This is a genomic window from Corynebacterium sp. HMSC06C06 (assembly GCF_001807295.1).
In the GTDB taxonomy this organism is placed as follows: domain Bacteria; phylum Actinomycetota; class Actinomycetes; order Mycobacteriales; family Mycobacteriaceae; genus Corynebacterium; species Corynebacterium striatum.
In genome coordinates, this window is record NZ_KV788498.1 from 81042 (window position 1) to 97385 (window position 16344).

The 16344-nt window shown below is 60.2% G+C and carries 11 protein-coding genes; 6 read left to right on the forward strand and 5 right to left on the reverse strand.

From position 1 onward, the window contains the following. The first annotated feature begins 2 nt into the window (after window positions 1-2). Genes HMPREF3153_RS08105 through HMPREF3153_RS08115 form a run of 3 tightly spaced genes read left to right on the forward strand, consistent with a single transcriptional unit; the run spans window position 3 to window position 5052 of the window. Window positions 3-1484 carry a hypothetical protein gene (locus HMPREF3153_RS08105; RefSeq protein ID WP_223197894.1) on the forward strand — a complete coding sequence of 494 codons (1482 nt, stop codon included), beginning with the start codon at window positions 3-5 and terminating at the stop codon, window positions 1482-1484. Further along, window positions 1484-2551 (forward strand): glutamate ABC transporter substrate-binding protein, encoded by a 1068-nt coding sequence (locus HMPREF3153_RS08110; RefSeq protein ID WP_070420532.1) that lies wholly within the window; start codon window positions 1484-1486, stop codon window positions 2549-2551. Before HMPREF3153_RS08105 ends, HMPREF3153_RS08110 begins: the two co-directional genes overlap by 1 nt. Further along, complete coding sequence (locus tag HMPREF3153_RS08115) at window positions 2548-5052, forward strand: serine/threonine protein kinase (RefSeq protein WP_070420533.1); 2505 nt, start codon at window positions 2548-2550, stop codon at window positions 5050-5052. Before HMPREF3153_RS08110 ends, HMPREF3153_RS08115 begins: the two co-directional genes overlap by 4 nt. A gap of 320 nt (window positions 5053-5372) precedes the next feature. On the opposite strand, the gene HMPREF3153_RS08120 is transcribed toward HMPREF3153_RS08115, so the two are convergent. From HMPREF3153_RS08120 to pta, 3 genes are all read right to left on the reverse strand, one after another. Then, complete coding sequence (locus HMPREF3153_RS08120) at window positions 5373-5987, reverse strand: hypothetical protein (protein ID WP_141740928.1); 615 nt, start codon at window positions 5985-5987, stop codon at window positions 5373-5375. 364 nt (window positions 5988-6351) lie between these two features. Continuing rightward, complete coding sequence (locus tag HMPREF3153_RS08125; protein ID WP_005529787.1) at window positions 6352-7572, reverse strand: acetate kinase; 1221 nt, start codon at window positions 7570-7572, stop codon at window positions 6352-6354. After that, window positions 7573-8931, reverse strand: coding sequence for a phosphate acetyltransferase (gene pta / locus HMPREF3153_RS08130; RefSeq protein WP_070420535.1), 1359 nt, complete (start codon window positions 8929-8931; stop codon window positions 7573-7575). It abuts the gene before it with no gap. A 389-nt stretch (window positions 8932-9320) separates the two neighbouring features. On the opposite strand from pta, the gene HMPREF3153_RS08135 reads away from it, so the two are divergent. The 3 genes from HMPREF3153_RS08135 (at window position 9321) to HMPREF3153_RS08145 (ending at window position 12828) form a co-directional block, all read left to right on the forward strand. Next, the gene (locus HMPREF3153_RS08135) at window positions 9321-11333 is read left to right on the forward strand and encodes a glucose PTS transporter subunit IIA (protein ID WP_070420536.1); all 2013 of its coding nucleotides are present in this window, start codon (window positions 9321-9323) and stop codon (window positions 11331-11333) included. Window positions 11334-11449: 116 nt separating this feature from the next. Continuing rightward, window positions 11450-12310 carry a PRD domain-containing protein gene (locus tag HMPREF3153_RS08140; RefSeq protein WP_070420537.1) on the forward strand — a complete coding sequence of 287 codons (861 nt, stop codon included), beginning with the start codon at window positions 11450-11452 and terminating at the stop codon, window positions 12308-12310. 47 nt (window positions 12311-12357) lie between these two features. Then, on the forward strand, window positions 12358-12828 hold the full coding sequence (locus HMPREF3153_RS08145) for a GNAT family N-acetyltransferase (protein ID WP_070420538.1): 471 nt from the start codon (window positions 12358-12360) through the stop codon (window positions 12826-12828). Here HMPREF3153_RS08145 and purT read toward each other — a convergent pair. Together purT and HMPREF3153_RS08155 are read right to left on the reverse strand one after the other, a co-directional pair. Further along, a complete protein-coding gene (gene purT, locus HMPREF3153_RS08150; RefSeq protein ID WP_070420539.1) occupies window positions 12825-14174 on the reverse strand; it encodes a formate-dependent phosphoribosylglycinamide formyltransferase in 1350 nt (449 codons plus the stop codon). The two genes, HMPREF3153_RS08145 and purT, sit on opposite strands and share 4 nt — an antisense overlap. Window positions 14175-14571: 397 nt before the next feature. After that, entirely contained in the window at window positions 14572-16020 is a 1449-nt protein-coding gene (locus HMPREF3153_RS08155) for a hypothetical protein (RefSeq protein ID WP_070420540.1), read from the reverse strand. Window positions 16021-16344: the final 324 nt, after the last annotated feature.

The following is a 16344-nucleotide window of genomic DNA, read 5'->3' on the forward strand; positions in this document are numbered from 1 at the left end:
GAATGACTGGCACAGGGTTGGAGGGCGCCGCACGTCCGGGTGAGCGTACCGCCACGCATCCGGATGATGCGGCGAGGGATCATCACGATCATCCTGCTGACCACTGGCTGGATGAAGTAACCGAGCCAGCCGCTCCTGCTTTCAGCAACGCCACCCAACTGGCCATGAGCTCATTTGTCGGCCCGGCGCGCTTGGCACGCCGCCTGTATCACTTCGCCGTCACCACGCCAGGCAAGCTCTTTACCGTGACGCTGATCCTCACCGTGGCGTTGGCCGCCGCAGGCTTGTCGATGTCGAATACTTCCGCCAATCGCCACGCGGCCTTGGACGATCTGCTCAACTCCACAGAGCCAATGTCGAATGCGGCGCACCATCTCTATACCAACCTCTCGCTGGCTGACACCGTGGCCACCACGGGCTTCGTGCAAGCTGGCGTGGAGTCAGAGGCTAACCGCGAGCGCTATAACGAAGCCATCGACGCGGCCTCCGTGGCCGCCACGCAGTCCGTCCTCGGTACCAATAGCGATGACGCCCGCATCCGCGAGCTGGTGACCTACATCCAGCGCGAGCTGCCCGTATATACCGCGCTCGTGGAGAAGGCCCGCACCAACCACAGGGCTGGCAACGCGGTGGCGAACTCCTATATGTCCAATGCGTCTTCCCTGATGCGCGACAAAATCCTGCCGGCGGCCTCCGAACTGTTTTCGCTTACCTCCGCCAAGGTCAAGGAACAGCAGCAGCGCCTGACCAGCCCTCAATGGGTGCCGCTTTCTGGCCTGGTGGCAGCACTCTTCTTCCTCCTCATCGCGCAATGGTGGTTGTGGCGGCTAACGCGCCGCCGCTTCAACCGCGGCTTCCTCACCGCCAGCGTGCTGCTCTTTTTGGCGCTCACGTGGGCTTCGGCCGCCAACTTTGCCACGTGGAGTTCTGGCTACCACGGCTTTGAGACAGTCTCGCGCCCGTGGGATTCGCTCACTGCTTCCCGAATTGAAGCGCAGCAGACTCGCACTTCTGAGACGCTGGCGCTGGTCCTGCGTTCCTCGGAGTCTGACATGTCGGTGCGTTTTAGTTCGACGTTGTATTCCATTTCTAACGCCCTCGAGGACTACGAAGCCGCGCTTGCCGACGACGATATCCCCATCAACGATCCTGCGCTTCTGCCCGCCGCCAAGCAGGCCGCGCAGGAGTGGGAGGACTCGCACGAGGAGTTCATGAATGCGCTTGCCGACGGCGACTATGACAAGGCGATCTACGAAGCCACTGTGAGCACGCCCAATGGATCGCCAACGGCCGCTAGCGCTTTCGACGACGTGGATAATTCTTTGGCGGGTCTGATCAGTGAGGCCCGCGTGTCCATGCGGTCCTATTTGGAGCAGGGGCTCAACGCTATGACCATGGTTTCCACTATGGTGTTCTTGCTGACCAGCGGCGCCATCATCGCAGTGTGGCTGGGTATCCGCCCTCGACTCCAGGAGTACCTCTAATGACTTCGAAGTTTCGGCGACTACTACTGGCTACTACCGCGGCGTGCACGGTGGCGTTGGTGGGGGCGACGTCGTGTAGCGTGCCCCAACGCTTGGCCCCACAACAGGATGAGAAGGCGATCCCACAGGCCTCCTTGAACTCAGAGGCAGGGCCGCCTTTGCCCAACAACTCGATCTGGGAAAGCGCTGGCAGCATAGAGCCGCACCCACGCACGAAGGTGCCGGTGACTGGCACCTACCGGCCGGATGACAAGACTCCGCGTGAGCGCATTCCTGATATTTACAAGCGCGGACGCATCATCGTGGGCGTAGACCGCTCCAACAATCTGATGAGCTACCGCGACACAGCTTCCGGCGAGGTCCGCGGCTTTGAGGTGGACATCGCGCGGGAAATCGCCCGCGACATCTTTGACGATCCAAATAAGGTGGATTTCCGTTTCGTGGAGTCCTCGGAGCGCACCTCAGCGCTGAACGAGCGCAGCGTGGATATTGTAATTCGCACGATGTCCATTAGCGCCGAGCGCCAGCGCGAGGTGGCCTTCTCCGCGCCGTATATGACCACCAAGACCAAGCTTTTGGTGCTCAGCAGTTCGGGCATTCGCTCCATCGACGACACTGCAGGCAAGACGCTGTGCGCAGTGCAGGGCTCCACCATCGTGGACACGGTGCGTCGCGAGGCAAGCACGTCGAACATCCTGCAGACCCGCTCGTGGGGCGATTGCTTGATGGCCCTACAACTCAACCAGATCGACGGCGTGGTGGCTGATGACGCCCTATTGTCTGGAATGCTGGCGCAGGACTCCTATACCTCCATCGTGGGGGCGCCACTCACTAGCGAGGATTACGGCGTGGCAGTGCGCAAGCCCGATAGCTTCTACGATTCCAAGCCGTTGCTGCGTCAAGTTAACTCCACGCTGGAGCGCATCCGCCAGGACGGCACCTGGGATAGACTCTTTGCCACGTGGCTGGGTGACTATCTAGAAAAGCCAACGCTGCCCGTACCGAATTACTTGCCGGAGGAAGAAAGCTCCAACGACGCCGACGCTACAAAGGAGGCGCAGCGATGAGTCCTACGCATGGCCATAGCTTCAGCGAGGACGAGCTCGATCACCTCGAGCCGGAGGCGCTAGAAGATCCCGCGACAGGTGCGGCGGTTGACACTGACGCGGCAAACCCCGGCACGGCTTTAAATGCCGATAACGCAGAGCCTGCCACGCAAGCGGTGCCATACGACCCCTTTGCGGACGAAGACGAGGTAGGAACCTCGGCAGTTGCCTTCGATCCTTTCGCTGACGAGGACGACGAATCTGACGAGGGCGCCGATGTTGCAGGAACCTACACCGACCCCGACAACATTGCGGCTCTCATCGCGGAGCTGGGACAACTACGCGATCGTCGCAAGCAGGAGCAACATGAAGATGCTTCGCAACGCTCGCGGCGCCAAGCCTTGGATACGTTCCGCCAGCGCCGCGCCGCCAAGCGCACCGACCGCGAGGTGGCCGACGGAATGGCCACCCTGCCCTTCATCGTGCCGGGCAACCCCACTGCCGCGCTCATCGACCCAACCAAAGAAAACGTCGCTCCACCGCAGCTTTCCCCGGGCGATACCGTAGCCGGGCAATACGAGATTTTGGGCGTTATCGCACACGGCGGTCTGGGCTGGATTTACCTGGCCAACGACCACTTCGTCTCTGGGCGCATCGTCGTCCTAAAAGGCATGCAGTCGGAGAAGTCGGCCGACGAAACCGCCACCGCCGAAGTCGAGCGCGAGTTCCTAGCGGACATCACACACCCGGGAATCGTGAAGATTTTCAACTTCGTCGATGACGAGCGCGTCGACGGTGGCTTTATCGTCATGGAGTACGTCGGCGGCCCTTCTCTCCAGCAACGCCGCAACGACCAGAAGGACCGACTTTTCCCAGTAGACACGGCCATCGCCTACATTCTGGAGCTGCTGCCGGCGTTGGACTACCTGCACGCCCGCGGCGTGGTCTACAACGACTTGAAGCCTTCCAACATCATCGTCACCGAGGACCAAGTCAAGCTCATTGACCTGGGCGCGGTCTCGGGTATTGGAGCTTTCGGGCATATCTACGGAACTAAGGGGTTCCAAGCCCCCGAGATCGTCAAGTCTGGCCCGTCGGTGGCCTCGGATATTTACACCATCGGCCGCACGCTGGCCTGCCTGACCATTACGCTTCCGCAGGAAGACGGCGTCTACTTGCCGGGGCTTCCCTCCCCTACCGATGAGCCTTTGCTGCGCCGCTATCTTTCCTTCTATCGCCTGCTGCAGCGCGCCACCGACCCTGACCCGGCCAAGCGCTTCCAGAGCGTTGCGCAGCTGCGCGACCAGCTTTACGGTGTGCTCCGCGAGGTCATCGCCCTGCGCGACGGAATCCAGCATCCCACTCAGCACTCGCTGTTTTCGCCGCAACGTACGACTTTTGGCACCAAACACTTGGTTTTCCGCACTGACCAGCTCATCGACGGCATTGAGCGCACGGTGCGCATCACCGCGCCCGAGGTGGTCTCCGCCTTGCCTACCCCGCTGGTTGACCGCTCCGACGTCGGCGCCGCACTCCTCCAAGGTGCTTCCTACACCGAGCCGCAGGAAGCGTTGGAGACGCTGCGCCAGGCAATGCAGGCCCCAGAATACGAGAAGTCCGCGGAGATTCCGCTCGGCGTGGTGCGTTCGATGATCGACCTGGGTTATACCGGCCAGGCCCGCGAGTGGCTGGCCTCCATTGCGGACAAGCTCGGTGAGGACTGGCGCTTCCAGTGGTATTCGGGCGTCGCGGTGCTGCTTCTCGACGACTTCCGCGCCGCCCAGGTGCACTTCTCCAACGTGCTCAACCTGCTGCCTGGCGAGCCCGCGCCGAAGCTGGCAATCGCCGCCATCAATGAACTGATTCTGCAGGAGCTCGGTTATGAGGAAGCATCGCTTATCGACGCCGCCGTGGCTCGCGCGTGTGCCAACCTCACGACGTCGCTGGCTGACCTCCCCGCGGAAGCTTTCGCTGACCAGCCTGGAATCTGGGACCACGTGACGGATGACCCGGCACAACTGCGTTTCAACTCGATGCGCTTGTACGGCATCGTGTGGGCCACCAATCCGACTACGGTGTCCTCCGCGTTTGGGCTGGCGCGCCAGCTGCGCGCTGAGCAGCAGATTGAACTGGCCGTGGCCACTTTGGACCGCGTGCCCAACGCATCGCGCCACCATCGCATGGCGCGACTGACCACAATTCTGCAGCTGGTGCTCCATGATCTCACGGAGTCCCGCATCCGCCGCGCGGCCCACCGCCTGGAGGAGATCCCGCAGAACGAACCCCGCTTCTTGCAGGTCAAAGCTGCAGTTATCTCGGCCGGCCTCAACTTCCTGCGCGATTCCAACCTCGATGCAGCGGCCTCCCCCAACGACCTCTTCGAGTTCGCCTTCACCCAGCGCGGCCTGCGCTACGGCTTGGCCGATACTCTGCGTGCCCTGGCCCGGCAAGCCCCCTTCGCGCGGCACCGCTATGCGCTGGTGGACCTGGCGAACCAGGTGCGCCCGGTGACGATGTTCTAGGCCGCGCGCCATTCGCCCGGCCTCTCGCCGCGGCCCGCCAGGCGGCCCTGCCTTCCGCCATGGATGCCTTTCCAAATGGTGAGGTCAACCGCTACAAACGTCACCTCAACAGCCAGCACCAGCCCCAACAACTAACGCTGGCCCCACTAGCCACATCGCGACCTCACCATTTGGCTATTCGCGTCGTGCCTCAGCCCAAATGGTGAGGACCACACGGTGAGGTGAGCAATCTCCAGCCCCAGCAGACAACGCCAGTCACAGTAGTTACAGCTCGACCTCACCATCTAGACCAGCTACCTACAAATGGTGAGAGGAAGCGCCTACGCCTGGCGCACCACTTGCTGCAGTACCCGCTCACGGCCAGACACCCAAGTTGCCCGCAGCTCTGCGAGGAACTTCTGCGGCTGATGAAACAGCTCACTCGAAGTCACACGGAATACCGTGTAACCGGCATTCTGCAATCTCACCTCGCGGCGACGCTCTTCCACGATTACCCGCCGGGTATCCGAGTCATAGGTTGCGCCGTCATACTTCACGGCTCCATCAATTTCCAATACCAGCCAACCATCAATCAGAACATCAACGCGAACACTGGGAATCACCCAGACTTGCTGTTGGATGGAATGACCCATCTTTGCGTGTGCCAATAACGCGATGCATAATGCCTCGTAGGGCGACTCGCATTGACCAGAAAGAAGCGATATAGCTCGTCGCGCTTCAGCGATATCTTTGACCCGCCCCATAGTTGCGAGGCAATCCATAGCCATAGCCTTGGCAGCCTCGACATCGAGTTCAGGATGCATCCGAAACCATGATTCAAGTGCCACGAAGCCGCGAATCCAGCCTTCAAAGCGCGCGAGGTCCAACGCGGCGCGCAAAGCAGACGTGACGCGAACGCCCTGCACCTTCTCGACCATAGAATCTGGCAGACGCATCTTCTTGTAACTTCGGCCGTGGCCCCAGTCTCTCCGCGGTGGCATAACGCCAGAGCGCAGAGCGAGCGTCACCGGTTCCTCGCCGCACCGCGGCGGGAGGACCCACAGCCCATGCACCCGCGCCGCCGAAACTCCCACGAGTACCGCCCGCCTAGCACTATGGCCCGCCCGCAAACACCGCGCCAGCTGCTTTTCATGCCAAGGCAGCGACTGCCCTTCTACTACTCCCCCGAATTGTTCCATAGAGATAGTCCACTAGCCGGGCCAGTATTGGCGCAAGAGGGAATTGGCGCAACAGGGCAAATCTGTGGATAACTCATCGCGATGAGCTATCCACAGACTGGTAAAGCGGGAGTTTTTGGGCTTAGTACAGCCCCGCCTCACGCGCCATATCGGCGATTTCAGCGGACTTCTGTGCGATAGCCAGCTCCTCGTTGGTCGGAACCACGAAGACCTTGACCGGAGAGTCCGCCTCAGAAATCATGCGCGGCTCCTTCGAGCGGACTAGGTTAGCCTGCTTGTCGAAGTGAATGCCGTACATACCCAGGTTGAACAGCGAATCCTGACGAACCTCAGTGTCGTTCTCGCCCACGCCTGCAGTGAAGGTGATGGCGTCCACGCGGCCCAGCGCAATCATGTACGAGCCGATGAAGCGGCGCAGCTGGTGGATATAGATGTTGTATGCCAGCCATGCGTCCTGGTCCTCGGCTTCGATGCGCTCACGCAGCACACGGAAGTCGTTGACGCCGGAAATGCCCTTCACACCAGACTGCTTGTTGAGCAGGTTGTCAATCTCATCGATAGACATGCCCGCCTGGCGGGACAGATGGAAGATGATGCCCGGGTCGATATCGCCGGAACGGGTGCCCATCGCCAAACCAGCCAACGGGGTCAGACCCATCGAGGTATCAATTGGACGGCCGTGGCGAATAGCCGCCGCAGACGCACCATTGCCTAGGTGGAGGGTGATCTGGTTGACGCGCTTCGGGTCCTTATCCAGCAAGCGCGGGACCTGCTGCGACACAAACTCGTGGGAGGTGCCGTGGAAGCCGTAGCGACGGATGTCGTACTTGGAAGCCACCTCGTTGTTGATGGCGTAAAGCGCAGCAGCCGGCGGCATATGGTTGAAGAAGGCCGTATCGAAGACCGCCACGTGCGGGATGTTCGGCAGCATCTTGCGCGCCACGCGAATGCCGTCCAGGTTGGCTGGGTTGTGCAGCGGAGCCAGCGGGATGAGGTCCTCAATCATGGACTCAATCTGGTCCGTGATCAGCTGCGGGTCGGAGAAGAGGCGTCCGCCGTGGACAACGCGGTGTCCCACGGCAACGACCTCCACGTCCATTGGGCCCACGTTGTGCTGGTGCATAATGTCGAATGCCCGCTCCAGGCCGAAGGAGTGGGTAGGAATCTCCAGCTCTTCCTTGTATTCCTCGCCACCAGTCTTGACGGTGACGGCACCCATCGGCTCGCCGACCTGCTCGACCAAGCCGGAGACCAGCGGGGCGTCGGTAGCCGTGCCCTCTGGGTCAACCAGCTGGAACTTAACCGATGAGGAACCTGAGTTGAGAACGAGTACGTATGCCATTTACTTAACTCCAGCCTGGATTGCCGTGATGGCGACAGTGTTGATGATGTCCGGAACGGTAGCGCCGCGGGAAAGGTCGTTGACCGGCTTGTTCAGGCCCTGCAGAATCGGGCCGACAGCCAGCGCGCCGCCGGTACGCTGGGCGGTCTTGTAACCGATGTTGCCCGCCTCGAGATCCGGGAAGATGAAGACGTTTGCCTGACCAGCAACTTGAGACTCCGGCGCCTTCTTGGCAGCCACGCCTGGGTCGCACGCGGCATCGAACTGCAGCGGACCATCCACCTTGACGGAGGAATCCAGCGCACGAGCGGCCTCAACAGCAGCCACCGCGCGGTCAACGTCCGGGCCGGAGCCCGAAGTACCGGTGGAGTAAGACAACATGGCCACGCGTGGGTCGATGCCGAACTGCGCTGCGGTCTTTGCGGAAACCACGGCGATTTCACCCAGCTGCTCTGCAGTTGGGTTCGGATTGACCGCACAGTCACCGAATGCCCACAGGCGTCCGCGCATGACCATCAGGAAGATGGAGGAAACCACGGAAGCGCCCGGCACGGTCTTGATGATCTGGAAGGAAGGCTTGATGGTGTGCGCCGTGGTGTGCGCAGCGCCGGAAACCATGCCATCTGCCAGGCCCTTGTGCACCATCATCGTGGCGAAGTAGGAAACGTCCTGCATAGTCTCGCGCGCCTGCTCCAGGGTGACGCCCTTCTTCTTACGCAGCTCCGCGAAGTCAGCGGCGAATTCCTCCGCCAGCGGGGAGGTCAGGTGGTCAATGACGTCCACGCCGGCGAGATCCACGCCGAGGCGCTCCGCCCGCTTGGCGACGTCCGCCTCATCACCGAGGATGGTCAGCTTAGCGACCTTGCCCTCGATGAGTGCGCCGGCCGCTTCAATGATGCGGTCATCGTCGCCCTCTGGGAGCACGATGTGTGCACCGACTGCGCGAGCCTGGTCAAGCAGCTGCTTCTGGAAAAGTTCGGCGCTCATAACCGGGGCAATCTCCCCGACTAATGAGAGCGCACCTGGGACAGAAGCGACGTCGGTAAACGCGCCCAAAACCTCAGCACCCACGGAGCGTGCATGGGCAAGGGCAAGGTCGGAAGTACGTGCTGGAGCGTTGGTAATCAGAACGAACGGGATACCGAGCGCCGCTGCGGCCTTGGCATCAAAGTCCATTACACCCGTGCCTTGGAGCACCACGTCACCTTCAGGAACAGTGACCAGAATTTGATCCAGGGTGGTGCCCAGATCGTTGAGCTGCGCGAAGGTTGCGCCTAGATCTTGTGCCAGCGAGGGGACATCAAGACCGTCGAAGCCACGGCCGATGACACTCACGAGTGCGGAGTTCTGTGCAGACATTCTCAGTAGCCTTTCTCTTTCAAAGAGTAGACGAGTAGTGTGCCGCAAGTCACTAAATGCGGCACACAGTGACGCCTTCACTTTACTGGAGTTGTCCGAATAAAGCCGTTTCTAATAGCGATTGTGAAACGTAAAACACACTGCATGAGTCAATCCCACCCACCGCCACCCAAAAATTGTGCGTTCAGACACATACACTTGGAACAGTGAGCCCCCCCAGAGTAAGCTCCAAGCTAAGGATTGTTACTTCGGGCAAGACCTAGGACGCTACGAGCGTCGCGTAAGCATACGCGGCATCGCCCCAGCGCCCTGGGTCTTTTCTGGTTTTATGGCACATTCGCTGCCTCAGGAGCTACAAAACCCGCCCCAGGATTTCGAAAGGAACTCACATGTCGACGCAAACGCGCTCCGCAGCTGAGGCCATCCTCGATGGCATTGGCGGCGCAGACAACATTGCATCGTTTACTCACTGTGCCACTCGCTTGCGCTTCCAGCTCAATGACTCCTCGAAGGTCAACAAGGAGGCCCTCGAGGCCATCCCTAAGGTGCTGGGCGCAGTCCCCCAGGGCGGCTCGAACTACCAGGTCGTTATCGGTGGCGACGTTGCCACCGTCTACGACGAGATCAACGCCTTGCCCGCCATGAAGGACGGCGGCGCAAGCGATGCGGACATCAAGGCTGCCGCTCGCGCCAAGGCCAAGGGCAAGGTCCCTTTCATGGACGAGTTCTTTGAGTACCTGTCCGATTCCTTCCGTCCAATTCTGGGCGTCCTGCTGGGCGCCTCGCTCATCATCGCGTTCGCGTCGATCCTCGACGCATTCGGAATCGTCGACTTCCGCGCGCCTGACAAGCCGGCCTCGTGGTTCTTCGTCGACGCCATGTGGCGTTCCGTCTTCTACTTCCTGCCTTTGATGGTGGCTTACAACGCTGGCAAGAAGCTGCGCATCGACCCTTGGGTCCCGGCCGCCATCATGGCAGCGCTGCTCACCCCGGAGTTCCTCAACCTCACTGAGAACCCGGCCGTTCAATGCGTTGTCAATGACACCCTGGGCACCGAACAGTGCACCATCCCAATCTTTGGCATGACCATGCAGCTGCCTGATTACGGCGGCAACGTCTTCGTGCCTTTGATGATGGCTTATGTAGCAGCGTTGGTCTACCGCTTCTTCCAGAAGATCATTCCTACCTCCATCCACATGGTCTTCGTTCCTTTCTTCACCATGCTCATCGTTATCCCACTGACCGCCTTCCTCATCGGCCCGTTCGGTGTGTGGGCTGGTAACGGCATTGGCGCTGGCCTGTCCTGGATGAACGACAACGTGCCATTCGTCTTCGCTCTCGCTATCCCGATGCTCTACCCATTCCTGGTTCCGCTGGGTCTGCACTGGCCACTGAACGCCCTGATGCTGGTTAACATCCAGACCTTGGGCTACGACTTCATCCAGGGCCCAATGGGTGCATGGAACTTCGCCTGCTTCGGCGCAACCGCCGCTGTGCTTGCTTTGTCCATCCGCGACAAGGACACCGTGATGCGCCAGACCTCTGGTTCCGCTCTCGCCGCCGGTCTGCTGGGTGGCGTCTCCGAGCCTTCCCTGTACGGTATTCACTTGCGCTACAAGAGGATTTACCCGCGCATGCTGGTGGGCTGCTTCGCTGGCGGCCTCACCGTTGCACTGCTGACGCTGGGCTCCAACGGCATCACCACCGACGCCTTCGTCTTTACCTCGCTGCTGACCATCTCCGTCTTCAACCCGATGCTCAAGTACGTCATCGCCATCGCCGTGGCATTCGTGGTTGCTTTCATCGCGGTCTTCATCTCCGACTACCGCACCCCAGAGGAGCGCGCCGCCCAGAAGGCCGCTGCCGCTGGTGCAAGCGCTGCTGCGCTTGACGACGCCCCAGCCGAGGCCGCCGCCCCCGACACCGCTGCCGAGGCCCCCGCTGAAACCGAGACCGTCATCACTTCCCCCGCTGAGGGCGAAGTTGTTCCGATGGCCGAAATCAATGACCCCGTGTTCTCCGCAGGAACGCTGGGCGACGGCGTGGGTGTCATCCCCGCTTCCGACGAGGTCTACGCCCCGGTATCCGGCGTAATCGTCAGCGCGATGAAGACCGGCCATGCTTATGGCATCAAGACCGAGTCCGGCGTCGAGGTCCTCGTCCACATCGGCATCAACACCGTGAAGATGAAGGGCGAGGGATTCGCCCCAGCCGTCAAGAAGGGTGATACCGTCAAGGCTGGCGATCTGCTAGCCACCGTGGACTTCGACGCAGTCCGCGCCGCCGGTTTCGACACCACCATCGTGGTGGCCGTGACCAACACCAAGGCACTGGCCGAGGTAACTCCGGCTGGAATTAAGAAGGCTACGGCTGGCGATACCATCATCACCGCTACCCGCTAGTAACAACCCTGAATTAGGGCTCCGCGCCTCGGCGCGCGTGCCCTATAGGCCCGATAGTCTTAACTACTATCGGGCCTTATCCATGCCCACCGCCTGAAGAAGGAATTGATTCAGCAATGCAGATCCTGCGCGTCTTTAACAACAACGTCGTCTTGGCGCGCCGTACCGGCAGCAACGCTGGCACTCCCGCAGGCGAGGACACAGAAGACGTCATCGTGACCGGCCGCGGAATCGGCTTTCAGGCAAAGGCTGGCGACGCCGTCGATCCAGCCAAAGTGGTCAAGGTATTCGTACCGGCCTCAGGCCGGGACCCCGATCACTCTGCTGCCATGCTCGCCGCGGTCCCGGGTGAGTTCATCCAGCTAGTGCTGGAAGCCATGGACCGCGCTCACGTGCCGGATACGCTGCGCAGCAAACTCACCCTGGTGGTGGCTCTAGCAGACCACGTGCATTCGGCAGTCAACCGCGGAATAAGCATCGAGTATCCGCTCGAGGCTGAGGTCCGCCATCTCTACGCTGAGGATTTCGTGCTGGCCAGCACTCTGCTCCAGGAGATCAATACAGGGCTGCATTCCCCACTGCCTGAGTCTGAGGCAGTGGCGCTGACCTTGCACCTGGTCAATGCCGGTTTCACGGTGGGCGACCTATCCGGCACCTACCGCATGACAGGACTTATCCAGCAACTGCTGGACATCATCGGCAGCCACAACGGCGTGGAACTTGAAAGCGAAGATCTTTCTGTTGCCCGCTTTATCACGCACTTGCGTTACTTGTTCGTGCGCATGGCTGAGCACTCGCAGCTGGATTCGCCGGGGTCTCCTGTATCCAACGTCATCAACGACCAATACCCGGATGCCGCACAGTGCGCCCGTACAGTCGCCGGAGTCATCGAGCTGCGCATGAATGAGAGTCTCACCGCGGATGAAATCACGTATCTAACCCTGCACATTGCGCGCCTAAGCCAAGCGACCAAGTAAGCACCGAGTAGATACCAAGTCGAACTACCACCGCTAAGATCGCGGGCATGACTTATACGCTCTCCGCTGCGCCCATTACCCACATGAATCCGCTTGACGTCCACGCGCTCTACAAACTGCGTGTGGACGTCTTCGTGCATGAGCAGCAGTGCCCGTATGCCGAAATCGATGACACCGATGCGCTCGATTCCACGATGCATATCTTGGCTTTCGACGACGACACCCGCGGTATCGTTGGCACAGCGCGCGTCTTCCCCTCCACGCTAGATGGCGAGGAGGTGGCCCAATTTGGCCGCTTTGCTCTGGATAAACAGGCTCGCGGCACGGGACTGGGCAAGCAGGTCATGGAAGCAGCGTTGCAGTATGCCGCGGTGGCCATGAGCGGCCAGCCGGTCTACTTGGAGGCACAGGCACCGCTGGTGGATTACTACAGTGCTTACGGCTTTGAGGTGTGCGGCGAGCTTTTCGACGACGAGGGTATCCCCCACCAGCCGATGATCCTGCGCCGCGAGGGCTAATCGTCTGCGGAGCGGTTGAGAGCTGGGTCGACCTCGACGACGGGCTCAGCGACCTCGACGAAATCGATGTCGACGGCATCGTTAGCCACTGGGTCCACGGCCTGTGCGTTGGCGACAACCGGCGCGTTCGGGGTCTGGCTGATGCTGATCTTGGCGGCGGCAAGCGCGGCACGATCGCGCGCAGCCTCGACGTCTTCTGCGGTGGTAGCCACCATGCCCATGCGGCGACCAACGTAGGCACCGGGTTTGCCAAAGAGCCGGACGTCGGTCTCTTCGAAGGCCATGGCCTCTGCAACGCCGCTATAGGCGACGTCGTCTGTCGCGGCGTCGGCATGCAGCACCACGCTGGCACCTGGTGAGGTTAGGGTGACGTCGATTGGGTAGCCCAGGATGGCGCGGGCGTGCAGCTCGAACTCAGAGAAGCGCTGCGTGTAACCCGTGAGCATGGCGGTATCGGAAGGGCGCGGGGAGACGGAAGAGAAGTACACGTCCTCGTCGGCGACGAAGAGCTCGACGCCGTAGACGCCGCGTCCGCCTAGCTCGTTGGAGATGCGCGCGGCAACGGAGCGTGCGTTCTCAAGTGCGATCTCGCTCATGGCCAGCGGCTGCCAGGATTCGATGAGGTCACCGCGCTCGTGGCGGTGGCCGATGGGCTCGCTAAACCACGTGCACAGCTTGCCGGAGACAGGATCGATGGAGCGCACTGCAAGAAGAGTGACTTCGTAGTCGAAGTCCACGAAGCGCTCAGCGATGACGCGCTTTTCATCGGAAGATACACGGCGCACGAGGTTCCATGCGTCCTTGAGATCTTCCTCGTCCTTGACCAGCATGTGGCCCTTGCCGGAGGTTGCCACATCCGGCTTTACGATGCACGGCATGCCCAGCTCATGGACGGCTTCGGCAAGCTCCTCCGCGGAGCTGGCAAAGCGGTATGCGGTTACGGGCAGGCCAATGTTTTCGGCCGTTTCACGAATGGTCTGGCGGGACTGGGTCAGTTCGCACGCCCGGGCGCTAGGGACGACGACGGCGGGGGTTTCCGACTCAAGCCGCGACAGCGCCTCGACGGCCACAATCTCGACTTCGGGGACGATATAGTCTGGCCGGATGCGCTCGGCGATTTCGAGCACCTTGGCTTCATCGGTGATGTCCGCGATGTAGCTAAAGTGCGCGAGCTGTTGTGCAGGTGCTCCGGCGTAGCGGTCGACGGCGTGTACCTCAAGGCCCAAGTTCTGGAAGGCAATAACTAGTTGCTTGCCCAGCTCGCCTGCGCCAAGCAACAGCACTTTGGTGGCGTTACCGGTAAGGGGGGTACCTATATAACCTGCGATGTCGCCTGAAATATCCATCCTTGAATTATTGCACATGTTCTTCACAGTCTTATTACTGAAAAGCCAGGATGCAAGATATTTAACGCCACGGCAGGCCGCAGGCAAGAACGAAGGCCGCGAGATCTCCAAACGCCCGCCTTCTACTTGGAAAGATGTAGAAGACAGGCGTTTCGCTTGGTGGTAAAGCTAGTGGCAACCGGGATTAACCGGCTGCCTTAAGCAGGAGCTTCAGCTGCTCGTAGGGACATTTCTCAGCGAGAGATTACTTGCTGGATCCACCGTTGGAAGAACCGTTAGAGGAAAAGGAGTTCTGCGGGGAGCAAGCATCTGCCAGCAGGCCGATAGCCAGTGCACCAGCGGCAACCAGAGCGACACCGCCAGCAACCTTACCAGCTGACTCGCCGTACTTACTGAACTAAGCGTTGATGCCAGCAAGCTGCTTAGCAATAGCCGGGTTGTAGATGCCCAATTGCTTCAGCAGTTCGATGTTGGCCTTGCCAAGCTGGCTGGAAATCTGCTCGATGAACGGGGACAGACCCGGAACCTTGATCTGGGAAGCCAAGCCACCCGGAATCAGGAACAGCAGCGGCAGGCCTACAGCCAGGCCAGCTAGGATAAAACGACCCAGGTCACCGTTGGAAGAACCGCCGTTGGAAGAATCCCCCTTCTCCTTCACGACGGTCACGGTAACGGTGTCGACGACCTTGCCGTCCTTGGCCTTGACAGTAACGGTGATCGTATCGCCCGGCTTAGCGTCATCACTCGGGGTAACAACGAGTTGGCCCCTCTCGCCGATTTCGGCCTTGCCCGGACCTTTAACCTCAACGGTGGTGCCGTCCTGAACAGCGCCACCGTTGTTAGGAAGCTCTACTTTCTTGCCCGGGGTGGTGGTGGCTTTGTCGTCCCAATCAGGAGCCTTGGTGGTGTCCGGATCGTTAGGCTTGGAGTTCGGATCGTTAGGATTGGTGCCTTTCTCGATCTCAGTCTTGTCGTCAACGCCATCATTGTCGGAGTCACGCTTGGTAGGATTCGTCGGATCCGGATTGCCGTCACCGTCCCAATCCTTGTTGCCGTTGTTGCCGCTGACCTCGTCACCATCTTTGATGCCGTCCCCATCGGTATCAGGCTTCTTCGGATCGGTGCCCTTAGCCTTCTCGTCACCGTCAATCAAGCCATCGTAATCGGTGTCCGAGTTGTTCGGATCGGTGCCGTCGAGGATTTCCTGGCCGTCTTTGACGCCGTCGTCATCGGTGTCCGGGTTGTTCGGATCGGTCGGCTTTTTACCGAATCCAGTGTTCCTTTCGCCACTGGTTTCGTCCTCATCGGCCAGGCCATCACCATCGGAGTCCTTGCCGGAAGGCTTGGAGTTCGGATCGTTAGGATTGGTGCCCTGCAGAATCTCCTTATCGTCGTCGTTGTCGTCACCATCGGAGTCAGCATGGTTCGGATTCGTCGGATCCGGCTTGCCGTCGCCGTCCCAATCCTTGTTGCCGTTGTTGCCGTTGACCTCGTCACCATCTTTGATGTTGTCGCCATCGGTGTCAGGCTCGATTGGGTCAGTCTTGTGAACGTTGACTTCCTGGCCGTCGGTCAGGCCATCGCCATCGGTGTCCGGGTTGGTCGGGTCAGTCTTGGTAACGTTGACTTCCTGGTCGTCGGTCAGACCGTCGCCGTCGGTATCAAGGTCGTTTGGGCCAGCGGTGGTATCCGGTGCAGTAGTGCCAGTTGTGGTCTGCGCGTAAGCAACCGGCGCAGAAACTGCGTGAATGAATGGGGAGACAAGTGCGACTGAGAGTACAGCAGCGGCAATAGAGGTGCCGCGACGACGCGCTTTAACAGCCGACCGAATGCCCTTCTTGATCATACAAGAAGTCCTTTCTAATAGTCCCTGAGAAATTAACTATGGGTTTCAGGGATGGCATGGTCCATAGAAGAAGCCAGCCATTTAAGGAAAACGGCTGGGAGCCAGCCCAGCGTGGTCCGCCAAGCAAGGTAAGAGTATTGGGCGAGGCCTCACTCTGAACTCGTGAGACAGCTTAAATTAAACCAGCTTAAGTGCGCCAGTGATGCGGATGCCATAAACCCCCAATCCTCCCTTAAATTTGGCCATTAAGCACTCCTATACACGCCCCTACCTGGAACATCCTTCTAATTTAGTGTTAGGAAACAACATTGTGATTGCTGCCAC